Origin of the sequence: Nonomuraea sp. NPDC049750, assembly GCF_040659625.1 — a bacterium.
Classification (GTDB): Bacteria; Actinomycetota; Actinomycetes; order Streptosporangiales; family Streptosporangiaceae; genus Nonomuraea.
Genome location: NZ_JBFANB010000019.1, coordinates 16,016 through 38,230, shown reverse-complemented (window position 1 = coordinate 38,230; position 22,215 = coordinate 16,016). Strand labels below are relative to the sequence as shown.

Genomic DNA, 22,215 nt, shown 5'->3' with positions numbered 1-22,215 from the left:
GCGAGTGGGGCAAAGTGCCAGGTGGCCGTCATTATGGCTGTGGGATGCCGAGGTCCGAGGGGGATTGGGCCGAGGTGGAGGGCTTGGCGAGGTCGGGGTCGAGTTGTTCCAGCAGTCGCTGGACCAGTGCCGCTCGGCGTACTCGCTCCCGGCCCAGCTCGCGGGGCACCGCGCCGAGGTGGGCGCCGGACGGGTAGATGTTCGGCGCGTTCCGCAGGCCCATCTTCAGGTAGACCGGGGCCGTCGCCCGGACGATCTCCACCGCCTCGTAGAAGCGGACGAATCCGCCCTGGTCATCGGGTACCTCCAGATACAGGTCGATCGGCAGGCCGGTGGCGGCGCGGATCTCGGCCAGGTGCGGGACGGTCAGGTCGGTGCCGACGTTGAGCGTGCTCGCGCCGAGCCGTTCCAGGATCGTGGCGGTGGGGCCGTTGGTGAGCGGCAGGAGCACCGAGGTCTTCAGCACCAGGGAGGACGGGAGCGCGCCGTCGGCCTTCATCGTCGTGAGCACCTCCAGCGTGCCGAGATCGCCGACGAGCAGGCTGCGGATGCCCAGCTCGCAGGCCCGCAGCGCATCGGCCACGCAGGCGGCGACCATCGCGTTGCCCCTGGCCGCGGCGCCGACCGCCTGGGTCACCTTGGCCTGGCCGCCGGTGTCCCAGGCGGCGCGCGGGCCGAGGAACAGGTTGATCTCGATGCCGCGCTCGGCGCCGATACGCGCCATGCGGGTGATCTCCGCGTCCGACAGCATCATCACGCCGCTGCCCTGCGAGGTCCGGTGCACCGGTACGTTCAGGAGGTCCCCCTCCGCGACGACGGCCTCCAGGACCTCCGGCCCCTCCACGCTGGGAATCTCGAACCGGTACGGAGCGCCGTCCGCGAACCGGGACACGGAGGGCGCGGGGGCGGTCACCACCGGATGTCCCAGGCGAGCCATCAGGGCGTGCAGGTCGGCAAGGGTGGTCATCGGCTCTCCTTGAAGATGATCTCGGCGTGGCCGAGAGTGGTGCGGCGGCCCTGGTCATCTTCGCCCCATAGTTCGAGCTCCGCCCGCTCGCCGTCGGCCGAGACTACGCGGCCGCGGCAGGTGTGCGGGCGGTCGCGGAAGTCCATGCCCCGGTAGCTGACCTCCAGTACGGTCAGGCGGCCGCGCCCGTTCAGCCATCGCGTGACCAGCCGGCCCCGGTAGGCGGCCTTGAGCAGGCCGTGGACCGCCAGGTCCGGGTGGCCGAGCGCGTGGGCGAAGTCGAGTCGAGGTCGTAGTGCATGTCTTGACGTGCTCCTCCACATAAATTATGGAGGGTTCCTGTGCTGCTTACGCAGCAGCTCGCGGCGCGGGTGCGGGCGAGGCTGTGGGACAGGATGCTTGACGCTTCACCGGCCCCGCTATCGCGGAGTCTCCACGTCCTGTGACCGCCCGTCCGGCGGCAGAGTTGTACCGATGAAGCTGGTTTCTGGCGGCGTTGGTATCAGCGTTGCCGATCCATCCGCACGCCAGGTTCTTGCACGCGAACCGCGACTGCGTTTCGCGTGATCCTTTCGTGGTGGTGTGGCAGCGGTGGCACTCCTGGCTGGTGCCGCGCGGGTCGACCTTGGCGACCAAGCCGCCGCGGTCGGCGGCCTTGTAGGTCAGCAACTCCACCGTCCGGCCCCACGCCTGACCCGCGATCGAGCGGTTCAGGCCCCGCTTCTGGGCGACGCCACGCCCCGGCTGCTGCATGGTCCCGGACGCCGAGGCCATCATGTGGGTGATGTTCAGGTCTTCGACCACGATCGCGCTGAACCGCCGCGCGAGGTCGGTCGTGCGCTGGTGCTGCCAGTCGACGGCTCGGCGCTTGGCTGTCGCGCGGAGCCGGGCGATCTGGTCGTAGGTGCGGCGTTCCCGGTTGGAGACCGGGTCGCCTTTGCCGCGGCTGGCACGCTGACGGGCGCTTTTGCGCTCCAGACGCAACAGCCGCTCGCGCTGCCCACTGGACAGCCACGGGCCGTGCCGAAGGTGTCCTCCGGTGGACAGGGCCAGGGGGACCGCGATGCCCCGGTCCATGCCGGCCTTCGGCCCGGTGTGCGGCACGGGGGCGGCGACGAGCAGTTCGGTACGGAAGGCGATGGTCCACCCGTGGGCTTGTTTCACCAGGCGAGCCCCGGTGATCCTGCCGTGAGGGCCGCTCTTGGTGAGGCCGGGCAGGTCTTTGGTCCACCGGAACTTCACCCGCCCGAGTTTGGGCAGGTTCACCGCGCCCCACCTGCGGTTGATCCTGGCGATCTGCAGGTCGCGGGATTGGGGGACGTCCACGGCCATCCGAGACCGCAAGCGGTCCTTGAACGTCGGGCGTTCGGCCGGGTGGTCGGGGTTGAAGAAGTTCGCCCACGCCTGCCGGTAGATCTTCAGCACGGCCTGCGCGGCCTGAGCGGGCAGCAGCCCCATCCACCCGATCTCATGGCGGGCCTGCCGAATCGCCGCGTCGCACTCCTTCAAGGACGCCAACCGGCCCTGACGGAAGGTCGCGAACTCATGAAGCAGGTTCCACACGGCACGCGCGGTGTGGGCTTGGCCGTCCAAGACGGCTGCCTGCCGCTTGTCCAACGCCAAGCGCGCCACGTGCGCACGAGTCCGCTTCACCTTCTCCACGCACTGATCATATCGTTTGGTTTATGTCACCGCGATGAAATTCGAACCCCGAGGTGAGAAGGGGGCGACATGTCGTCTATAACCTCCATGCTCATGTGGTGCTCGTGACAAAGTACCGGCGTGGGGTGTTCACCGACGAGATGCCGATCCGCGGCGACCAACTCATGCGCCAGGTATGCGCCGACTTCGAGGTCGAACTGCGCGAGTTCAACGGCGAGCACGACCGCGTCCACCTGCTGGTCCACCACCCAACCAAGGTCGCCCTGTCCAAACTCGCCAATTCGCTGAAAGAGGTCTCGGCCCGGATACTTCGCAAGGAATACAGCGTGCTCGGACATTTCTGGTCTGGCGCCTATTTCGCCGGGTCGGTCGGCGGGGCGCCGCTCACCATACTCACGGAATACATCGAGCAGCAGAAACAACCTGTCTGAGTGAAACTGCCGACAAACCTGAAAGATCAGGGCACCCTCGCGCCCTGGCGGGCACTCCCATATGAGCCTTCACCCCCGGCGTGAACACCGGAGCACTGGCCCACATTCTGGTAGAAGTCGCCCGAGGCGCCAGCGTACTCCACGAGCCTGTGCAGCGTGGTGGTCTCCGTCAGGGGTGGGATATTCGTCATGAAATGGCCAAACACAAACCCTACTGGCAGGGACACTGACGGGACCACCAGCGGTGGAGCCTCGGCGGGCCGTGCCATCGGCTCGGCGGGCGGGCCCGTCAGGAGGCCGGTCGTCGGCGGCCGGGGCCTAAGATCGGAGTATGGAGCTGGCCCCCGGAGTGCACGTCGCCATCACCGATCGCCACGGGGGCGTGAGCGCCGCGCCATACGCGTCGCGCAATCTTGGCGGGCTGGTCGGAGACGACCCCGAGGCGGTGCGCGCCAACCGGGCGGGTGTCGCGGCCGAGCTGGGTGTGCGGGCCGTCGTGTTCATGCGGCAGGTCCACAGCGCCGACGTCGCCTACGTCAGCGAGCCGTTCGGCGACGACGCGCCGCCGCTCGACGGCGTCTTCACCACCGAGCCACGGCTGGCACTCGCCTCGCTGGGCGCCGACTGCCCGGCCGTGCTCGTCGCCGACCCGGTCGCGCGCATGGTGGCCGCCGCCCACTCCGGCCGTCCGGGCACCGAGGCGGGCATCGCGACCGCCCTGGTCGAGGCGATGACGGCCAAGGGCGCGGCACCCGCGCGCATGGTGGCGCTCATCGGACCCGGCGCGTGCGGCCGCTGCTACGAAGTGCCCGCCGACCTGCGCGAACGGGTCGCGTCCCGGGTGCCGGAAACTTGGTCGACCACCTCGTGGGACACCCCCGCGTTGGACCTGCGGGCGGGCATCGAGGCTCAGCTGCGTACGGCGGGCGTCGCCGACGTACGACACGACGCCCGGTGCACGATCGAGTCGCAGGAGCTCTACTCCCACCGGCGCGAGCAGCCGGGCGGCCGCTTCGCCGGCCTCATCTGGCTCACCTGACCGCCGCCGCCCACCAAGCCCCTCACCGCTCTGGGACCTGCACCTCCCCGGAGATCTGCGCCCTGCCCGAGCCCTGCGCCCCTTGGGACCCGCACCCCCTGGGACCCGCACCCCTTGGGACCCGCACCCCCTGGGACCCGCACCCCCTGGGACCTGCGCGGCCGAGGGCCATGTTGTGGAGGTGTGCAACGCCGAGCATGGCCTGAGAAGGCCCAGCCACTGGACGGCAGGCAGATCATCGCGTGTCCGAGGCCTCGATGAAGCTGGAATCGCTGCGCACCGACCGCGTTCGGTTGGGTGAGCACCGGGACAGCAGCCATCCCATCAGCGCGGCGGCGAGGCCGGCCAGGCCGGCCGCCGCGAAGCCGCCTGCCGGTCCGGACGTGTCGATCACCCCGCCGACGATCGGGACGCCGAGGGCGAAGCCCGCGCCCAGCGCCGAGGACTGCAAGCCTGTCGCCTCACCGCGCACGCTCGCGGGTGCGAGCCGGCTCACGGCGTCGGACAACGCGGAAAGAGTCGGTGCGGCAAGCAGCCCCGCGCCGCAGCCTGCCACACACAACCAGCGCCAATCGTGGGCCAGTCCGGCGGGAATGGTTACCAGCCCGAGCAGGCCGAGCAACAGCCAGGTGGGCAGCGGTCGCGGGAGCGCGCCGTACAGGAGCCCGCCGGCGATGGAGGCCGCGCCGTACACGGCCACCACGACGGCGCCCCAGGAGACCTGACCGGCTTCCTTGAGAGTGGCCACGATGGCCAGGTCGGTACCGTTGAGCACGATCGTGGCGCCGAACGCCATCACCAGCACCGCGATCATTCTCGGGCCCAGCCACTCTCGGCGACGGGGGCGGTCGGCTGGGTCGGCCGGCGCCTCGTCCTCAGCCCGCAGCGGGGGGTTGAGCAGGGCGATCCCCGCTCCGCCCGCCACGATCGCAGCGCCGACGCCCCAGGCCACCACGCCGGAGGGCAGTTGTGCCGCGCAGAGGATCACGATCGGCGGGCCCACCATGTAGGACAGCTCGCCCTGTACCGCTTCCAGCGCGAAGGCGGCCCGGCGCTGTCCCGCCTTCGTCATCGCGGCGATCGCCTGCCTGGTCACCATCGGGGCCGGCACCATCAGCAGACCTGCTGTGAAGGCGGCGGCCAGCAGGGTCGTGTACGGCAGTACCGCGACGCCCAGCCAACACGCGACCTGAACCACGACGGTGATCAGCAGCACGATACGCGCGCCTCGCCGGTCGATCATGCGGCCCAGCAGCGGACCGCCCAGCGCCAGACCGGCGGTCATGGCCGCCGCGGCTCCTCCCGCTGCCGCGTAGCTCATGCCCAGGCCCAGAACGACGTACATCGTCAGCGCCATCCCGGAGGCCGTGATCGCGGTGCGGGCGAGCAGCGAGACGCCTAGCAGCGATGCCATCCCGGGCACGGCGAGCACCTGCCGGTATCGAGTCACCCGCGTGACGCTAGCTCCCATCATCTGGCAATAGGAAGTAGCCATATGATTGGAGCCGATATAATGAATTTTTATGGCCAGGGATCTAGAGATCGCCCTGCTGCGGTCGTTCGTCACCGCTGTGCGGGCGGGCAGCATCAGCCGCGCCGCAAGCGCGCTGGGGCAGAGCCAGCCCGCGCTCAGCCAGCAGTTGCGCAAGCTTGAGAACACCGTCGGCAGCCCCCTGCTCCTCCGGTCCACGACCGGCGTCTCGCCGACCCGCGCGGGTGACGAACTCCTGCCATACGCGGAGCGCATCCTCTCGCTCTCCGCGCAGGCACTCACCGAAGCCGGCCGCGCACTGACCGGCCACTGCGGCGTCGGGTTGCTCGAAGACCTCGCCGCGTCCCAGCTTCCGCAGGCCCTCGCCGACCTCGCCCGGCTGCATCCAGGCGCGACGCTTGAGGTGCTCAGCCTCTCCGGCGACGCGAGGCGCGAGGCGTACGACGCGGGACGCGTCCAACTCGTGCTCGACGAGGCGGCGGACGTCCCCGGCCGGCCTCGCTGGACGGTGCGCCGACCGCTGGTCTGGGCGGTTGGCCAGGGTGTGGACTTGGCTGCCGATCCGCTACCCGTGGTGCTGTTCTCGGGCCCGTGCACATGGCGTGCGTCGGTGCTGGAAGGGCTGGAAGCTGCCGACCGCCGCTGGCGGGTGGCGTTCGAGAGCAACAGTCTCGTCGGTGTGCTCGCCGCGGTGCGGGCCGGGCTCGGCGTTACGGCGGTGCTGCCCGGGAATCTCGAACCGGCCATGGCGTGCCACGACGCGGACGCCCTGCCCAGCCTGCCGGACATCGAACTCGGCCTGGCCAGGCACCCGCGGACCGAAGGCGATCCGCTGGTCGATGCCGTGGAGACCGCGCTACGACGCATGGTCTGAGCGGCGCCGCCCTCTGCCCGTCGAGTGCCGCTCGAATCTGACCGACCCCCTCGGTGCCCAACCGCCGCCCGTCGAGTCAGGTGTCGACCGGGCCTGCCATGGTGTTCCCACCCTCGCTGATGGCGGCTACCAGGGCACCGGGCTGCTCATCCCGCACCGCGAAAGACGAGGCCAACAGCGTCTGAGTCCGCAGCAGGAGGCCGAAAACGCTGTCCACCGTCGGGCCCGGGCACGTGTCGAGCATGCCCTGTCGCGCCTCAAGAACTGGAAGGTCCTGCGGGACTGCCGACTCAAGGGCAACGGCGTTCACCTGGCCATGCTCGGCGTTGCACGCCTTCACAACATGGCCCTCACGGGATAACCCCAACTCCATACGGGACAACTTCTGCACCCGGGAACGGCCGGGCAGGACCTACGCCCGGCATGGGCCGGGCGGCTGGGTCAGCCCTTGCCGTTGCCGTTGCCGGAGAAGATCCCGTTGACCACGATGATCGCGAACCAGATCGGCGCGATCACCCACATCTCCTTCTGCCCCATGATCACGGCCAACGTCAGGATCGTGCCGAGAGCCATCGAGACGATCGCCAGAGCCAGCCGTTGGCCGTCGGCCGGCCGCTGCTGTTGCTGCTTGGCCTTCTTGCCCTTGGGATCTGCGGCGGCGAGCCGCTCGTCGACTCGCCGGTCGACCTCCTGCCCCATTTTGTCGAGGAACGACTCGACTATCGCATCCTCGAAATCGGGACCGAGGTCCCGTCGGGCGCCCACCGCCGCCCGCAGCTCATCACCGGTACTCATATGTCGAGATATAACGGGATAAAGGGCTATCGGGCAAGGATATCGTCAAGGTTGTACAAAACCGGCCTCTCTAGCTGCTCATACGTACACGATTCCGGCGTGCGGTCCGGCCGCCACCGCCGCCACTGCGCGGTGTGTCGAAACCTGTCGCCTTCCATCTGGTCATAAGCCACCTCGATCACCAGCTCCGGCCGGAGCGGGATGAACGACAGGTCCTTCTTGGCGTTCCAGCGCGACACCGCGCCGGGCACCCGCTGCCCGCCGGTGGCGGGTCCGGCCGTCGGCTGCCCGACGGTGGCCGCCGCCTGCTCGGCCCAGTGGCCCCAGGGATGCTCGCCCAGCTCGGCGACGTACGGCTTGAGCTCCTCGACCAGCTCGGCCCGGCGCGCCATCGGGAACGACGCCGCCACGCCCACGTGATGCAGCCTGCCGTCGTCGCCGTAGAGGCCGAGCAGGATCGAGCCCACGATCGGCCCGGTCTTGTGCTCACGGTAACCGGCCACCACCACGTCGGCGGTGCGCTCGTGCTTGACCTTGAACATCGTGCGCTTGTCGGGGATGTACGGCTGGTCGCCGGGCTTGACGATGATGCCGTCGAGCCCCGCCCCCTCGAACATCTCGAACCACTCGCCCGCCTGCTCGGTGTTGGTCGTGACCGGGGTCAGCCGGATGGACCTGCCCTTCTCCGGGAAGATCTGCTCCAGCCGCGCTCGCCGCTCACTGAACGGCGCCTCCATCAGCGACTCGTCGCCCAGCGCCAGCAGGTCGAAGGCCACGAAGGACGCGGGCGTCCGCTCCGACAGCATCGTGACCCGCGACTTCGCCGGATGGATGCGCTGCTGCAGCGCGTCGAAGTCGAGCTGTGACCCCTGCGGCAGCACGATCTCGCCGTCGACCACGCACCTGTCCGGCAGCTCCGCCCTGACCGCCTCGACCAGCTCGGGAAAGTATCGGGTGAACGGCCGCTCGTTGCGGCTGCCCAGATAGACCTCGTCACCGTCGCGGAACACGATGCACCGGAACCCGTCCCACTTCGGCTCGTAGAACAGCGTGCCGTCCTGCTGGGGCATCTTCTTGACCGGCTTGGCCAGCATCGGCGCCACCGGCGGCCGCACCGGCAGATTGGGCACCGGCTCCGGCTCTTCTGCTACCGGCGCTTCGACCGGTGCTTCGACCGGTTCCCCGGCTGCCGCCTCGACCGGTGCCTCGGCGGGTGGTTGGGTGGGTTCGGTCATGTCGTCGACTCCCTCGTGTACTTGCAGAAGAGGACCCCCTCCTCCTCCAGCACCTGGCTGAGCCGCAGCTCGACCTGTGCCGCCTCGCCGTTGAGAATGCGCGCCGCCCCGCCCCCGACCAGCAGCGGGCTGATCGACAGGCAGAGCTCGTCGATCAGGTCGGCCGCCGCGAGCTGCCCGTTGAGCCGGGGGCCGCCCTCGCACAGGATCTGAGTCAAGCCGCGCTCGTGCAGCTCGCGTACGGCCACCGACATGTCGACCTGGTCGCCGCCCGCCACCACGACGTCGGCCACCTGGGCGGCCTCGGCGCGGAGCTCGGCGGGCGCGGCCTCGCACGTGATGACGATCGTCTTGCTCACGGCCTCGGTGAACAGCGGACTGCCCAGATCGAGGTCGAGCCGGCGGGTGACGACCGCGAGGGGCGGAGCCGGCGGCCGGTCCCCCCGCAACTCCTTCCAGGAGTCACGTGGCTTGACCGCGCCGTACCCCTCGGTACGCACGGTCGCGGCGCCCGCCATGACCACGTCGGCCAGCCCGCGCAGGATCCGGAAGATCCGCCGGTCACCCTGGCTGGACAGCCCACCTGACAGGCCCTTCAGCCAGGCGGCTCCGTCGGCGCTGGCGACCATGTTGAGGCGCAGCCACGGCCGGTCCGCCGGGTAGGCGTAGGCCTGCTGAATGTCTGGATCGTCCTGAATGTCGGGATGGATGCGACGCACTCCTCTACCTTGGCACACGCCTCCGACAACCAGCCGACGAAGGACCCGCGACGACGGCGCCGCGGCCCAGACCGGGCACTCGACGGCGGCGCTGCGGGCCCAGACAGGGGGACTGGCCGCCCGGACTGCGCCCAGGGATAGCACTTTGGCGTATCTAGGGACGTACGCAGCGTGACGCGCATAACGTGGCGGCAGGGGAATCGGGCACTTGAGGGGAGAGCCCAGTGGGGTTGGTCGCCGCTGTTACATGGCTGTTCACCGCGCTCGTGGGGATCTACCTGCTCTACCTGTGGCTGTCGGGGGGTGGGCTGCGGCAACAGGCGGCGAAGGTCACGCGCTTTCCGGTGGCGCTGATCTTCTCCCATCCGGTGCTGGGGGTCTCGGCGCTGGCCTGCTGGGTGGCCTTCCTGCTCACGGGCAACCGCGCGCTGGCATGGACGGCGTTCGGAGTCCTGGCGGTGGCGGCCCTGCTGGGCTTCGTGATGTTCACCCGCTGGCTAGGCGCGGGACGCCACGCACGGGGCGCGGAGCGACGCTTCCCGCTTCTCGCGGTGCTCCTGCACGGTTTGGCGGGCGTGGCCACATTCGTCCTGGTCATCCTCACGGCGAGCGTCGCGGGCCTGCTCTGAGATCCCGGCAGCCCTGGCGCTTTCCAGGGCGGCGGCGGCATGGGGTGCGGATAGGAAGGCCCCGGTCTCACCGTCTCGTCACGGCGCCGGGCCACCTCCACCGGAGGAGCGTCCCCCTGGACAGACGCCGACCCCGTGCGGCGGGTGGGGCTCACCGTGCCTGCCGTAAAGAAGGCTCGTAAAAACAGCCCTTAAGAAAGCGGACGCTGGAGCACATGCATGCTGCGGGCGGTCACCGTCACCTGGGAGGAACAGGCGTATTCGCCATCACAAACCCCCTTGTCGTCGGTGTCCAGGATCGGCAGCCAATGGTCGCCGAATTCACCGCCCGGCAGTGTGAACGTCATGTCCTCATGGTGGGCGTTGATCAGCAACAGGAACGAGTCGTCCACGATCCGCTCACCACGCGTCCCCGGCTCCGTGATCGCCTCGCCGTTGAGGTAGACCATCAGCGACTTGGCGTAGCCGATGTGCCAGTCTCCGGCCGTCATCTCCGTGCCGCCCGGCGTGAGCCACACCAGGTCGCGCCGGCCGTCGTCCGGGTGGCGGCCGTGGAAGAAGCGGCGGCGCTGGAAGACCGGGTGCTCGCGCCGCAGCCGCGACAGCTTGCGGACGAAGTCCAGCAGGTCGGACTCGGTGTGGATCTGCGACCAGTCGATCCAGGCGAGCTCGTTGTCCTGGCAGTAGGCGTTGTTGTTGCCCCGCTGCGTGCGGCCGAGCTCGTCGCCGTGGGAGAGCATCGGCACGCCCTGCGACAGGAACAGCGTCGTCAGGAGGTTGCGGCGCTGGCGGTGGCGGAGCCGGACGATCTCGGGGTCCTCGACGGGCCCCTCCGCGCCGCTGTTCCAGGAGCGGTTGTCGTCGGTGCCGTCGCGGTTGTCCTCGCTGTTGGCCTCGTTGTGCTTGCGGTCGTACGACACCAGGTCCGTGAGGGTGAAGCCGTCGTGGCAGGTCACGAAGTTGATGGAGGCGACGGGCCGGCGGCCCGAGGAGGCGTAGAGGTCGGCGGAGCCGGTCAGGCGGGAGGCGAACTCTGGCAGCGCCGAGTGGGTGCCACGCCAGAAATCTCGCACTATGTCGCGGTATTTCCCATTCCACTCCGTCCACAATGGCGGGAAATTTCCGACCTGGTAGCCGCCGGGGCCGACATCCCACGGCTCCGCGATCAGCTTCACCTGCGAGATGACCGGATCCTGCTGGATCAGATCGAAGAAGGCGCTCAGCCGGTCGACGTCGTGCAGCTCGCGCGCCAGCGCCGCCGCCAGGTCGAACCGGAACCCGTCGACGTGCATCTCCAGCACCCAGTAACGCAGGGAATCCATGATGAGCTGGAGCGCGTGCGGCGACCGGACGTTCAGTGAGTTGCCGCAGCCGGTGTAGTCGAGGTAGTAGCGCCGGTCACCGTCGTGCAGCCGGTAGTAGGCCGAGTTGTCGATCCCCCTGAACCCCAGCGTGGGCCCCATGTGGTCGCCCTCGGCCGTGTGGTTGTAGACCACGTCGAGGATGACCTCGATGCCCGCCTCGTGCAGCGCCCGCACCATGGCCTTGAACTCCAGCACCTGCTCGCCCCGCGTGCCCGCGCTGCTGTAGCGGCCGTGGGGGGCCAGATAGGCCATCGTGTTGTAGCCCCAGTAGTTGGTCAGCCCCCGCGCCACCAGGAAGTGCTCGGGCATGTACTGGTGCACCGGCATCAGCTCGATCGCCGTCACCCCGAGCGAGAGCAGGTGGTCGATGATCGCCGGGTGCCCCACGCCCGCGTACGTGCCGCGCTGGTCCTCGGGCACCGCCGGGTGGCGCATGGTGAGCCCCCGCACATGCGCCTCGTAGATCACGGTCTCGTGGTACGGAGTGCGCGGCGGCCGGTCGTTGCCCCATTCGAAGAACGGGTTGATGACCACATTTTTCGGCATGAAGGGCGCGCTGTCGGCCGAGTTGAGCCGCGTCGGGTCGGTGAAGTGGTACGGGAACAGCGATTCGTTCCACGTCAGATCACCGTCGATCGCCTTGGCGTAGGGATCGAGGAGGAGCTTCGCCGGGTTGCACCGGTGCCCGTGCGACGGCTCGTACGGGCCGTGCACCCGATAGCCATAGCGCTGCCCCGGCGCGATGCCCGGCAGGTAACCGTGCCAGACGAATCCATCGACTTCCGGCAGATCCACGCGTTCTTCGGAGCCGTCATCGTGAAAGAGGCATAGCTCAACTCGCTCGGCCACCTCGGAGAACAGTGAGAAGCTGGTGCCCACGCCGTCCCAGGTGCCGCCAAGTGGATAGGGCTCGCCCGGCCAGACCTCGCGCATGTGACCCAATTGTCGCACGCGATCGCGGTCCCGCTAGAGGAGTTCGGCGTTGAGGCTGATCGTCGTGCCCGTCAGCGCCTTGCTCACCGGGCAATTGGCCTTCGCGGTTTCCGCCGCCTCCTGGAACTGCTCGGCCGTGATCCCGGGCACCTGCCCCTTCACGGTGAGAACGATCCCGGTGATGCCCTCACCAGGCTGGAACGTCACGTCCGCGTTGGTCTCCAGCGACTCCGGGGGCGTGCCGGCGCCGGCCAGGCCGTGCGAGAGCGCCATCGAGAAGCAGGAGGAGTGGGCGGCCGCGATGAGCTCCTCGGGCGAGGTCTTGCCGCCGGCGTCCTGTGACCTGGACGCCCAGGTGACCTCGAACGTGCCGACGCCCGAGGTGTCCAGCGACACCGTGCCCGACCCGTTCATCAGCGCGCCCTTCCACTGAGTGGTGGCGGTGCGAGTGGTGGCCATAGTGGTTGCTCCCTCTGATCGTAGGAATTCCGACCCTATCGCGCGCCCGACAAAGTTCTGCGGCTCGGTCATCCGTGTGCACTTTTCCGGCGAATTAATGACATGCTCGGGTCGCGGCGCACCCGCCGCCTTGGTCCGGATCACGGGAGTGTGGTGCCAGTGGAGGCACCGTACGACGACCGCCTGCTGCATCAGCGGGTGGTCGGCGGCGACGAGGCCGCGCTCGGGGAGGTCTACGATCGGCTCTCCTCGCTGATCTTCGGTCTCGCCCTGCGTGTCACCAGGGACCGGGTGATCGCCGAGGACATCACGCAGGAGGTGTTCCTGGTCTTCTGGGAACGGCCGCTGGCCTACGACCCAGATCGTGGCACCCTGCGCGCGTGGCTCGCCACGATCGCCCATCGCCGCGCGGTCGACCACGTACGGGCCGAGGAGCGCAGGCGCGTCTCCGCGCTGGGCCCCCGCCTGTACGAACCCGAGCCCGCCAGGCTGGAGGACAACGTGCTCGCGGCCGACGAGGCCAAGCGGGTACGGCAGGCGGTGACGGCGTTACCCGACGGCCTGCGGGAAGCGGTCGAACTGGCCTACTACGGTGGGCGGACATACCGCCAGGTGGGCGAGGAGCTGGGCGTGCCCGAGGGCACGGCCAAGTCGCGGATCCGGCTGGCGCTACGCCGCCTGGCAGACGCGCTGGCAGAGGAAGAGGTGTGATGGAGCCCGTCGAGCGTCTCTACCTGGACGCGCTGATGGAGGACCCGGCCGTACCGGAACGTTCCCTGCGGCCCCAGCTCCTGGCCGGGGCCAGGGCCCGGCGCCGGCCCGCCGCGCCCACCGCCCCCTGGGCGCAGCCGTACGCCGGGCGCGTCGCCGCCATGGACGCGCTGCTCGCCTCCGCCGTGGAGGACGACTGGTCACGGGTCATCGTCGAGGGCTGGACGCTCCAGGAACTCGTCGCCCACCTCGCCGCCAAGGACGGCCTGCTGGCGGCCTCGGTCGGCGCCCCCGTGCTGGGCCCGGCCATCGGCGCGAACGACTCGCTCGGCCGAACCGCCGACGTCCAGAACTACGAGCGGGCCCGCAGCCCCGAACAGACCAGGCGCGACTGGCGCGCCCAGGCCGACGCCCTCTGCCGCCACCTGGCCGACCTCGACCCCGGCACCGCCGCGCACCTCGACGGCCTCGACGCGCCGGTGTCCGACCACATCCTGGCCCGGTGCCTGGAGACGTGGGTGCACGCCGACGACGCCGCCCGCACCGGCGGCCTCCGGCTGCCCGACCCGATCCCCGAGCACATCCACCCGACGGCCGACCTGTGCGCGCGGCTGCTGCCGTGGACGATGCTCCTGTCCGGCCTGGACGGCAGCGGGCGCACGCTCCTGCTCACGCTGACCGGGCCGGGGGGAGGGGAATGGCACGTTCCCCTCGGCGTGACGGACGCCGCCGACGGTGGCGGCGTCCCGGACGCGCACATCACGGCGGACGTGGTGGGGTTCTGCTTCCTGCTGGGCGGGCGGGGCGACCCGGGGTCCTTCCCCGCCGCCCTCGAAGGCGACCTCGCCCTGGCTCACGACGTCCTCAACACCGCCCCGGCCCTTTCGGGCCCCTGACGCCCGCTTCTCCGCAGGCGGTCAGGGCCGGGCCGGTGTCACCACGTCCCAAGGATCCGCGGCGTCAGGGCCGGGTCAGTGTCACCACGTCCCAAGGATCCGCGGCGTCAGGGCCGGGTCAGTGTCACCACGTCCCAAGGATCCGCGGCGTCAGGGCCGGGTCGGTGTCACGTCCCTACTGCGGCTGGGTCTGGGTGACCAGGTCCCTGGCGTACTCGTCGTCGCTCTCCGCCAGCACCCGCTTGACGCCCTGCTCGGCCCGCGGGTCGCCCCGCTCGGCGAGCCCGCGCGTGGCCTCCGCCACCGTACGGAAGTCGGCGTCGTCGAGGCGGTCGGCGAGTGCCTCGCGGATCTGCGGCGTGTCGGCCTTGAGCGAGGCCAGCCCGGCCGTGGCCCAGTCGCGGACCTCGGCCTCGTCGTCCCGCGTCATGCCGATCAGCAGCTCCAGCCCCTCCTCGTGGTCCGGCGGCAGCACGTCGGCCAGCGCGATCGCGTCGGTCATGGTGCGCTGGTGATCCGGACGGCCGATGATGTCGAGCACCTGCGGCAGCGCCCGGGGGTCGCCCTGGTGGCCGAGCGCGGCCAGCACCGAGCGGAGAACCTGCGCGTTGCCCTCCGTGGTGGCCATCTTCTGCAGCAGCGGCAGCGTCTGCTCAAGGTAGGGCTTGTCGTCGTCGGCGAACCCGAACTGGGCGATCGCGTCGACGCCGAACTCCCGCTCCCTGGCGTCCTCGCTCACGCACAGCCCGGCCAGCACCTCGTACGTCTCGTCGTCGGCCCGCTTGCCCAGCGAGTCGGCGACGATCCACCACGTCTCGGCGTCCTCGTCGGTGTCGCGGTGCGCCAGGGCCCGCGCCACGAGCTGGTCGGCCGGGGCGTAGACGCCGGTGACGTCCTCCAGCAGCGTCGCGATGGCGGCGTGGCCGCGCTGCGCCTGCACCTGCTCGGTCTGCTCGCCGTCGGGGGAGCGCCCGGCCACGGTGACGAGCTCGGTGCCGTCCTTGGCGAACTGGCGCGCCACGACGTACTCCCAGTCGTCCTGGCCGATCTGGTCGAGCAGCGCGCTCTCTAGATGCACGCCCACCCAGTCGACGGCGATCTCGTGCGGGGTGTCGCCGTCTCCGTCGTACTTGGTGGCGTCGGCCCCGCTGTCCAGCAACAGGCGTACGACGCCCAGGGCGCCGCGCCTGGCCGCCAGCGTGAGCGGCGTGTCGCCGACGTCGTTGGCGGCGTCGATCTCGGCCCCCGCCTCGACGAGCAACTCAGCCGTCTCGGCGTGTCCCTTGGCCGCGGCCCAGAGCAGCGCGGTCCAGCCGCCGCTCTCCCGGCCGTTGACGTCGGCCCCGGCGGCCAGCAGCAGGCCCGCGACCTCGGCCCGGTCCCAGGCGGCCGCCGCGCAGAGCGGCAACCCGTCTTCGTCGCCGGCGCTGGCCTGGTTAGGGTCGGTGCCACCGGCGAGCAGCTCGCTCACCTTCTCCGACTCGCCGTTCAACGCGGCCCGGTAGAGCTGTTCCTCATGCATGACTGGACCCTAGCTTGGATCGGGCTCCAGCCGTGTCAGCCCCTCGCAAGCGTGCTAGGCGGTTCGGACCATGACTGTTCCTTCTCCGGGAGGATCCCGATCGTCCAGAAACGCGATATGTTGCGAGTATGACTGACCCTGGCGAGGTTAGGGCCTCGGACGCCGAACGTGAAGCCGTCGTGGAGCAGCTCCGCGTCGCCTCGGTCGACGGGCGGCTGACGCTCGTCGAGCTGACCGACCGCACCGAGGCCGCCTACACCGCCTCCACGCACGCCGAGCTGGCCATGCTCGTCCAGGACCTGCCCGCCTCGGGCGCCGTGCCCGTGCCACCGGTCCATCAGGAGGGGCCCGCGCGCAAGCGGCGCTGGTTCGTCGGCGTCATGGGCGACTCCAAGCGGCGCGGCACCTGGCGGATCGACCAGGAGCTGGGCGCGGTCGCCGTCATGGGCGACGTGCTGCTCGACCTGCGTGAGGCCGAGGTCCGCACGAACATCGTCGACATCATGGCCGTCTCGGTGATGGGCGACGTGAAGATCATCGTTCCCGACGGCGTCAACGTGGACCTCGACGGCATGGCCATCATGGGCGACAAGCGGGTCGACGTCCTGGAGGCGGCACCGGGCACCAACGCACCGGTCATCCGGGTGCACGCGTACGCGGTCATGGGTGACGTGAAGGTGATCGGCGACTCCCAGGCGCAACCGCTGCGGCGCGGCCTGGCGGCATGGCGTGAGCAGTGGCGCATGCTGCACGGCGACGAGTGGCGCAGCATGCGCAGGCAGCTCCGCGACGACCACCGCAGCATGCGCCGCGATCTACGCCGGGGCTACTGACGAACCCATCACCGCCATCAACGGCAGCGGGTTGATGTAGTCGCGATAGTGCACGACAAGTCCGTCACGCACCCGGATCACGGCGATGACCCGCTGGGTGAACGGCGCGCCGGTGGCGGCGACGTGGCCATGGACGGTGTACTCGACGATGACCACCTCGGGATCGGCCGTCTCGTGGATCACCACATCGACGTGCCTCTCGAACTCGATCAGCCGCCCACCCGTGGCCATGAACGCCCGGATCTCGTCCCGCCCGTCGAGGGTCTCCGGGACGCCCTCGGGTCGATAGGGCCACTCGATGACCCCGTCGGGGGCCATCAGCTCAACGAACCCCTCCATGTCCGCCGACAGGCTCGTCTCCAGCACCCGCTCGGCCACCTCACGTGCGTTCACGGCCACTCCTCGTTCGTTGAACGTGCGTTCATTGAACAACCGTAGAACGAAGTCGGTGATTCGGTCAACGCCCGTACAATGAACCGGTGTCCGACGAGAAGCCGCGCCGCACCCGAGCCGAGCAGCGCCGCGAGACCGAGGCCCGCATTCTCGCCGCCGCCCGTGCCACCTTCGCCGAGCTCGGATACGAGCGCACGACGATCCGGAACGTGGCGTCCGCCGCGGGGGTCAACGCGGGGCTGGTGATGCACTACTTCGGCAGCAAGGAGGAGCTGTTCTCGCGCGCCGCCAAGCTGCCGGACGAGGAACTGCCGGTGGGGCATCCGGCGGAGGCCCTGCTCACCTCGCTGCGCCGGCGGCTCGACGACGAACCGGTCGCGTCACTCGTCGTGCTGCGTTCCGTGCTCACGCACGCGGAGGCGTCGGGGGAGTTCCGAGCGGCGGCGGCGACCTGGCTCGACCGGATGAGCGCGGCCATCCCGGCCGCTGACGCCGGGCTGCGGGCGGCGCTGATCAGCGCCATCATCAACGGGGTGGTGATCGATCGTTACCTGCTCAAGCTGAGCTCCCTGGCGGACGCGCCCGCCGACGACATCATCGCCCTCCTGCGGCCGTGCTTCGAAAGCTTGGCGGGCGAGACGCGCTGACGTCTACGAGGCCGCCGCACCGGCCGGGGCGCGGGCCGCGCAGTCATAGCGCTCCAGGAGCACCTCGGCCAGTTCGGGAGCCGGGCCGAGCACGTCGGCGACCACGTCGGCGCCCGCCTCAAGGGTGCTGCGCCGCACCTTGTCGGCGAAGTAACCGGGCGCCAGCAGGTACGGCGCGACGGCCACCCGGGGCGCGCCCGCCTCGCGGAGGAGCGCCACCGCCTGCGCGGGCGTCGGCTCGGCCGCCGACGCGTACGCCGCCGTCACCGCCCACCACCCTCCAGTGGTACGCGGGCCCGCGGACAGCCCGCGCGGGAAGCCCGTCGCCCGTGACCAGGAGCGCGCCATCCCGGAGACCACCGCGTTGGCCCGCGAATCACTCGAACCCGCCGACACGAGCACGACCGCCGTGTCCGGATCGCCCGGCGACACCCCGGCCTCCGCCAGCCGCCGTTCGAGCGTCGCCAGGAGCAGCGGGTGCGGCCCCAGCGTCGCGCCGTAGCGCACGCGCAGCCGCGGGTCGCGCGCCCTGGCCTCGTTGAGCGCCGCGGGAAGGTCCACCCGGCTGTGGTAGGCCTCGGTGAGCAGCAGCGGCAGCACCACGGCCGCCTCCAGCCCGCTCAGCGCCTGCCCCAGGGACGGGGTCGCGTGGTCGAGGTACGCCGTGCGCACCGGCAGTCCGGGCCGCGCCAGCCGTACCTCGTCGAGCAGGGCTTCCACGGTCGCGGCGGCGCGTGGATCGCGAGACCCGTGCGCCACCGCGACCAGTGGGATGTCCTGGCCCGTCCCGTCTGCCAACGGGACGGGCCACATGCTGGGGGTTACAGGTGAATGCCGCATTCGACCTTCCCCAGCCCCGCCCAGCGGCCGCTGCGCGGGTCCTCGCCCTCCGCGACCTGCCGGGTGCAGGGGGCGCAGCCGATCGAGGGGTAGTTGTCATAGTGCAACGGGTTGATCAGCACCCCGTTGTCGGCCATGTAGTTGTCGACCTCGTCCTGGGTCCACCTGGCGATCGGGTTGACCTTGACCATCTGCCGCTTGGCGTCCCACTCCACGACCTTGGTGTCGGCGCGGGTGCTCGCCTCGTCGCGGCGGATGCCGGAGATCCACGCCAGGTACGGTTCGAGCGCCCGGTTGAGCGGCTCCACCTTGCGCAGGTAGCAGCACAGGTCGGGATTGCGGCCGAACAGGCGCGGCCCGAGCTCGCGTTCCTGCTCCTCCACCGTGCGCGACGGCTGCACATTGATCACATTGACGTCATAGACCTGCTGGACCGCGTCACGGGTGCCGATCGTCTCGGCGAAATGGAACCCGGTGTCGATGAACAACACGTCCACCCCGGGCTTGACCCGGCTGACCAGGTCGATGAGCAGCGCGTCGCTCATCGAGGAGGTCAGGCACAGCCGGTCGCCGAACGTCGCCGCCGCCCACCGGATGATCTCGCGGGCGGAGGCGTCCTCCAGGAAGACCGCGGCGGACTCGACGATGTCCTGCAGGTCGAGCGCGCCGCGTTGCTCTCTTAAACCGACCTCGATGTCGACGAGTGTCATATCTTCACTCCGATTCCAAGAAACTTCAGCTTGAAGGCGCGGGCGCAGGACCGGCAGTACCAGCCGCCGTGCGCCGCGGGTTCGGGCGCTTCGGGGTCGCCCTCGTAGGGCTCGAGGTCCTCGTCGCCGCAGTAGGGGCAGTGGAAGGGGACGGCTCGCGTGGTCATCGCAGGTCCGCCTCGTCCGCTCGCTGCACCCAGTCGGCGAAGGCCTCGCCTTCCTTCTTCTGGGCGTCGTAGTGCGTCACGACCCGCTCGACGTAGTCGGGCAGGGCCTCGGCGGTGGTCTTGAGTCCGCGTACCTTCCTGCCGAAGCCGGGGTTGACGCCCATCGAGCCGCCCAGGTGGATCTGGTAGCCCTCGACCTGCTCCCCGTGCTCGTCCACGACCAGCTGGCCCTTGAGGCCGATGTCGGCGACCTGGATGCGCGCGCAGGAGTTGGGGCAGCCGTTGACGTTGATGGTGAGCGGCTCGGCGAAGTCGGGCAGGCGCCGCTCCAGCTCGTCGATGAGGTTGGCGGCGGTGGCCTTGGTCTCGACGATGGCCAGCTTGCAGTACTCGATGCCGGTGCAGGCCATCGTCTGGCGGCGGAACGTCGACGGGTTGACCTGGAGGTCGTTGGCCTCCAGCTCGGCGACCAGGGAGTCGACCTGGTCCGGCGCGACGTCGAGGATGACCATCTTCTGCTCGACCGTGGTGCGGACGCGGCCGGAGCCGTGCCGCTCGGCGACGTCGGCGATCACGTGCAGCTTGTCACCGTCGAGGCGGCCGACCTTGGGCGCGAAGCCCACGTAGAAGTTGCCGTCCTTCTGCGGGTAGACCCCGACGTGGTCGCGGCGGGAGCCACGGGGCGCCTGGGGCGCGGGCCCGTCGGGCAGCGCCTCCTTGAGGTATTCGGTCTCCAGGACTTCCCGGAACTTCTCCACGCCCCAGTCGTTGACCAGGAACTTGATCCGAGCGCGGTGCCGCAGCCGCCGATACCCGTAATCACGAAATATCCCGATCACACCGGCCCAGACGTCCGCCACCTGCTCCGGCCGGACGAAAACACCGAGCCGCTTGGCGAACATCGGATTGGTGGACAGCCCCCCGCCGACCCACAGGTCGTAGCCCTTCTCCCCACCGGGCAGCTCGACACCCACGAACGCCACGTCGTTGATCTCGTGCACCGTGCAGTGCGACGGGCATCCGCTCAGCGCCGACTTGAACTTGCGCGGCAGGTTGGAGTAGGCCGGGTCGCCGATGAACCGCTCGTTGAGCACGTGGATCTCGTCGGTCGCGTCCAGCACCTCGTCGGTGTCGATCCCGGCCAGCGGGCAGCCCAGGATGACGCGCGGGGTGTCGCCACACGCCTCGGTGGTCGACAGCCCGACCGCTTCGAGCCGCGCCCAGATGTCGGGCACCGACTCGATCTCGATCCAGTGCAGCTGGACGTTCTGCCGGTCCGTCAGGTCGGCGGTGCCCCGGCCGTAGTCGTTGGAGATCTCGGCGATGACCCGCAACTGCGGGATGCTCAGCTGGCCGCCGTCGATCCGCACCCGCAGCATGAAGTAGCGGTCGTCCAGCTCCTCGGGCTCCAGGATCGCGGTCTTGCCGCCGTCGATCCCGGGCTTGCGCTGGGTGTAGAGGCCGTACCAACGCATCCGGCCCCGCAGGTCAGCGGGGTCGATCGAGTCGAAACCACGCTTGGAGTAGATGTCGATGATGCGTTGGCGGACGTTGAGGCCGTCGTCGTTCTTCTTGTTCTCTTCATTCTTGTTCAGCGGCTCCCGGTAACCGAGAGCCCACTGGCCTTCGCCGCGCGGGCGTTTGTGATGCCGGCTGGCAGGGGTGCTCATTGCGCGTCCTTCGGTTCATGGGCGCGCGCAGGCTTCCTCCCGCCTCATCATTGAGGGCAGGGGTGAAGGAGGAGATTTGCGACGCGCGCAACGGAGAAAACGGGTGGGTTAACGGGCGTCGCAACAGATGGCACTGCGGACACGCTGAAGATCGACGTGTCGTCGACCGACAAGCATGGGGTCCGCTGGCATAGTTCGAAGATACGCTAGGTATCCGGTATGTCCAAGACTGGGTCCAGACTGTGGACGCTCTTCACCCCTGACGGGGCCAGTCCAGGTCCGACTCGGCCGGCTCCTCCGCCTGCTGGTGCTGGCAATCGCACCAGGATCCGCCGCGACATTCCTCGTGGCGCTTGTCCTTGCACTTCTCGCAGATCACCCTTGCATTATTCCTCGTAGAACCTTGTTCGGTTAGGCTGGCGCCCGTGGACCTCATGGGCGAGTTGCTGAGCGACCTGCGTGCGGAGACCGCGTCACTCGACGAGCTGTTACGGCCCCTGGAGGCCGGAGACTGGGAGCTCGGCACACCCGCCGAGGGATGGGCGGTGCGTGACCAGGTGAGCCACCTGGCCTGGTTCGACGAGGCCGCGCGCACCGCCGTGACCGATCCCGACGTCTTCCGGGCGGCGGCGGCGCACTTCACCTCCACCGATGACCTGGCCGCGGAGTTCCGCGGGCTCGCCCCCGACGAACTGCTCGAATGGTTCCGTACGGCTCGTGCCCGCAGCATCAAGGCGTTCACCGGGCTGTCCGCCCGTGACCGGCTGCCCTGGTACGGGCCCGACATGTCGGCCGCCTCCTTCGTCACCGCCCGGCTGATGGAGACCTGGGCGCACGGCCAGGACGTGGCGGACGCGCTCGGCGTCACCAGGGAGCCCACCCCGAGGCTGCGGCACGTGGCGATGATCGGGTTCAGGGCCATGCCCTTCGGTTTCGCCGTACGGAATCTGCCCCTTCCGTCGCGACCGGTGCGCGTGGAGCTGACCATGCCCGACGGGACGCCATGGACGGCGGGGCCCGAAGAGGCCGCCGACACGGTCCGCGGGCCGATGCTGGACTTCTGCCTGCTCGTCACCCAGCGCGTCCACCGCGACGACACCGACCTGGAGATCACCGGCGAGACCGCCCGCGCCTGGATGGAGATAGCGCAGGCGTTCGCCGGACCACCCGGTAAGGGTCGATCAGGGAAAGGCCAGGGGCATTCCCGATGATTTGAGAGGCAGCCCC

Annotated in this window: 25 protein-coding genes and 1 pseudogene; 10 read left to right on the top strand and 16 right to left on the bottom strand. The window is 69.8% G+C overall.

Annotation, left to right across the window (positions count from 1 at the left end; genetic code table 11):
- Positions 1-31: 31 nt before the first annotated feature.
- The 3 genes from AB0J16_RS37995 to AB0J16_RS37985 are packed head-to-tail and all read right to left on the bottom strand — an operon-like array spanning position 32 to position 2,629.
- Positions 32-967 carry a hypothetical protein gene (locus AB0J16_RS37995; protein ID WP_358548971.1) on the bottom strand — a complete coding sequence of 312 codons (936 nt, stop codon included), beginning with the start codon at positions 965-967 and terminating at the stop codon, positions 32-34.
- Entirely contained in the window at positions 964-1,290 is a 327-nt protein-coding gene (locus AB0J16_RS37990; protein WP_358548969.1) for a hypothetical protein, read from the bottom strand. Before AB0J16_RS37990 ends, AB0J16_RS37995 begins: the two co-directional genes overlap by 4 nt.
- A 25-nt stretch (positions 1,291-1,315) precedes the next feature.
- Positions 1,316-2,629, bottom strand: coding sequence for a transposase (locus AB0J16_RS37985; RefSeq protein ID WP_358548966.1), 1,314 nt, complete (start codon positions 2,627-2,629; stop codon positions 1,316-1,318).
- A gap of 53 nt (positions 2,630-2,682) precedes the next feature.
- On the opposite strand from AB0J16_RS37985, the gene tnpA reads away from it, so the two are divergent.
- Entirely contained in the window at positions 2,683-3,060 is a 378-nt protein-coding gene (gene tnpA, locus AB0J16_RS37980; protein WP_358548964.1) for an IS200/IS605 family transposase, read from the top strand.
- Positions 3,061-3,391: 331 nt separating this feature from the next.
- A complete protein-coding gene (pgeF, locus tag AB0J16_RS37975; protein WP_358548961.1) occupies positions 3,392-4,099 on the top strand; it encodes a peptidoglycan editing factor PgeF in 708 nt (235 codons plus the stop codon).
- A gap of 235 nt (positions 4,100-4,334) precedes the next feature.
- On the opposite strand, the gene AB0J16_RS37970 is transcribed toward pgeF, so the two are convergent.
- Entirely contained in the window at positions 4,335-5,549 is a 1,215-nt protein-coding gene (locus AB0J16_RS37970; RefSeq protein WP_358548959.1) for an MFS transporter, read from the bottom strand.
- 73 nt (positions 5,550-5,622) lie between these two features.
- Between AB0J16_RS37970 and AB0J16_RS37965 the strand changes: the two genes are divergently transcribed.
- Both AB0J16_RS37965 and AB0J16_RS37960 read left to right on the top strand, forming a co-directional pair.
- On the top strand, positions 5,623-6,465 hold the full coding sequence (locus AB0J16_RS37965) for a LysR family transcriptional regulator (RefSeq protein WP_358548957.1): 843 nt from the start codon (positions 5,623-5,625) through the stop codon (positions 6,463-6,465).
- 73 nt (positions 6,466-6,538) lie between these two features.
- Positions 6,539-6,826 (top strand): annotated as a pseudogene (locus AB0J16_RS37960) (transposase family protein); the annotation flags it as partial.
- A gap of 80 nt (positions 6,827-6,906) precedes the next feature.
- On the opposite strand, the gene AB0J16_RS37955 reads toward AB0J16_RS37960, so the two are convergent.
- From AB0J16_RS37955 to AB0J16_RS37945, 3 genes are read right to left on the bottom strand one after another with little or no spacing between them, the layout of a single operon-like run.
- Positions 6,907-7,260, bottom strand: coding sequence for a hypothetical protein (locus tag AB0J16_RS37955; protein ID WP_358548955.1), 354 nt, complete (start codon positions 7,258-7,260; stop codon positions 6,907-6,909).
- Between the two features lie 26 nt (positions 7,261-7,286).
- The gene (locus AB0J16_RS37950) at positions 7,287-8,495 is read right to left on the bottom strand and encodes an ATP-dependent DNA ligase (RefSeq protein WP_358548953.1); all 1,209 of its coding nucleotides are present in this window, start codon (positions 8,493-8,495) and stop codon (positions 7,287-7,289) included.
- Positions 8,492-9,214 (bottom strand): pyrimidine reductase family protein, encoded by a 723-nt coding sequence (locus AB0J16_RS37945; protein ID WP_358548951.1) that lies wholly within the window; start codon positions 9,212-9,214, stop codon positions 8,492-8,494. The genes AB0J16_RS37950 and AB0J16_RS37945 overlap by 4 nt, the downstream gene beginning before the upstream one ends.
- Before the next feature lie 224 nt (positions 9,215-9,438).
- Between AB0J16_RS37945 and AB0J16_RS37940 the strand changes: the two genes are divergently transcribed.
- Positions 9,439-9,843, top strand: coding sequence for a hypothetical protein (locus AB0J16_RS37940; RefSeq protein ID WP_358548948.1), 405 nt, complete (start codon positions 9,439-9,441; stop codon positions 9,841-9,843).
- Between the two features lie 191 nt (positions 9,844-10,034).
- Here the strand turns inward: AB0J16_RS37940 and glgX are convergent, their stop codons facing one another.
- Both glgX and AB0J16_RS37930 read right to left on the bottom strand, forming a co-directional pair.
- On the bottom strand, positions 10,035-12,140 hold the full coding sequence (gene glgX / locus AB0J16_RS37935; protein WP_358548946.1) for a glycogen debranching protein GlgX: 2,106 nt from the start codon (positions 12,138-12,140) through the stop codon (positions 10,035-10,037).
- Positions 12,141-12,173: 33 nt separating this feature from the next.
- Positions 12,174-12,599 (bottom strand): OsmC family protein, encoded by a 426-nt coding sequence (locus tag AB0J16_RS37930; protein WP_358548943.1) that lies wholly within the window; start codon positions 12,597-12,599, stop codon positions 12,174-12,176.
- A 153-nt stretch (positions 12,600-12,752) separates the two neighbouring features.
- On the opposite strand from AB0J16_RS37930, the gene AB0J16_RS37925 reads away from it, so the two are divergent.
- Positions 12,753-13,310, top strand: a complete 558-nt coding sequence (locus AB0J16_RS37925) for a sigma-70 family RNA polymerase sigma factor (RefSeq protein WP_358548938.1) — start codon at positions 12,753-12,755, stop codon at positions 13,308-13,310.
- The gene (locus AB0J16_RS37920; RefSeq protein ID WP_358549295.1) at positions 13,310-14,206 is read left to right on the top strand and encodes a maleylpyruvate isomerase family mycothiol-dependent enzyme; all 897 of its coding nucleotides are present in this window, start codon (positions 13,310-13,312) and stop codon (positions 14,204-14,206) included. The genes AB0J16_RS37925 and AB0J16_RS37920 overlap by 1 nt, the downstream gene beginning before the upstream one ends.
- 175 nt (positions 14,207-14,381) lie before the next feature.
- On the opposite strand, the gene AB0J16_RS37915 is transcribed toward AB0J16_RS37920, so the two are convergent.
- Positions 14,382-15,728: an ankyrin repeat domain-containing protein gene (locus tag AB0J16_RS37915; protein WP_358548936.1), complete on the bottom strand. Its 1,347-nt coding sequence runs from the start codon at positions 15,726-15,728 to the stop codon at positions 14,382-14,384.
- Between the two features lie 128 nt (positions 15,729-15,856).
- Here AB0J16_RS37915 and AB0J16_RS37910 point away from each other — a divergent pair, with 128 nt between their 5' ends.
- Positions 15,857-16,561, top strand: a complete 705-nt coding sequence (locus tag AB0J16_RS37910) for a DUF1707 domain-containing protein (protein WP_358548933.1) — start codon at positions 15,857-15,859, stop codon at positions 16,559-16,561.
- Here the strand turns inward: AB0J16_RS37910 and AB0J16_RS37905 are convergent.
- Complete coding sequence (locus AB0J16_RS37905) at positions 16,544-16,954, bottom strand: nuclear transport factor 2 family protein (RefSeq protein WP_358548930.1); 411 nt, start codon at positions 16,952-16,954, stop codon at positions 16,544-16,546. The genes AB0J16_RS37910 and AB0J16_RS37905 overlap by 18 nt on opposite strands.
- Positions 16,955-17,040: 86 nt before the next feature.
- On the opposite strand from AB0J16_RS37905, the gene AB0J16_RS37900 reads away from it, so the two are divergent.
- Positions 17,041-17,601: a TetR family transcriptional regulator gene (locus AB0J16_RS37900; RefSeq protein ID WP_358548927.1), complete on the top strand. Its 561-nt coding sequence runs from the start codon at positions 17,041-17,043 to the stop codon at positions 17,599-17,601.
- 3 nt (positions 17,602-17,604) lie between these two features.
- Here AB0J16_RS37900 and AB0J16_RS37895 read toward each other — a convergent pair whose 3' ends face one another.
- From AB0J16_RS37895 to AB0J16_RS37875, 5 genes are all read right to left on the bottom strand, one after another.
- Positions 17,605-18,399 (bottom strand): sirohydrochlorin chelatase, encoded by a 795-nt coding sequence (locus tag AB0J16_RS37895; RefSeq protein WP_358548924.1) that lies wholly within the window; start codon positions 18,397-18,399, stop codon positions 17,605-17,607.
- Between the two features lie 23 nt (positions 18,400-18,422).
- On the bottom strand, positions 18,423-19,151 hold the full coding sequence (locus AB0J16_RS37890) for a phosphoadenylyl-sulfate reductase (protein WP_225289346.1): 729 nt from the start codon (positions 19,149-19,151) through the stop codon (positions 18,423-18,425).
- Entirely contained in the window at positions 19,148-19,318 is a 171-nt protein-coding gene (locus AB0J16_RS37885; RefSeq protein WP_358548921.1) for an Insertion element protein, read from the bottom strand. Before AB0J16_RS37885 ends, AB0J16_RS37890 begins: the two co-directional genes overlap by 4 nt.
- A complete protein-coding gene (locus AB0J16_RS37880) occupies positions 19,315-20,988 on the bottom strand; it encodes a nitrite/sulfite reductase (protein ID WP_358548918.1) in 1,674 nt (557 codons plus the stop codon). The genes AB0J16_RS37885 and AB0J16_RS37880 overlap by 4 nt, the downstream gene beginning before the upstream one ends.
- A 108-nt stretch (positions 20,989-21,096) precedes the next feature.
- Positions 21,097-21,180, bottom strand: a complete 84-nt coding sequence (locus AB0J16_RS37875; RefSeq protein ID WP_311132608.1) for a putative leader peptide — start codon at positions 21,178-21,180, stop codon at positions 21,097-21,099.
- A 242-nt stretch (positions 21,181-21,422) separates the two neighbouring features.
- Here AB0J16_RS37875 and AB0J16_RS37870 point away from each other — a divergent pair, with 242 nt between their 5' ends.
- Positions 21,423-22,199, top strand: a complete 777-nt coding sequence (locus AB0J16_RS37870; protein WP_358549292.1) for a TIGR03084 family metal-binding protein — start codon at positions 21,423-21,425, stop codon at positions 22,197-22,199.
- The last annotated feature ends 16 nt before the right edge of the window (positions 22,200-22,215 follow it).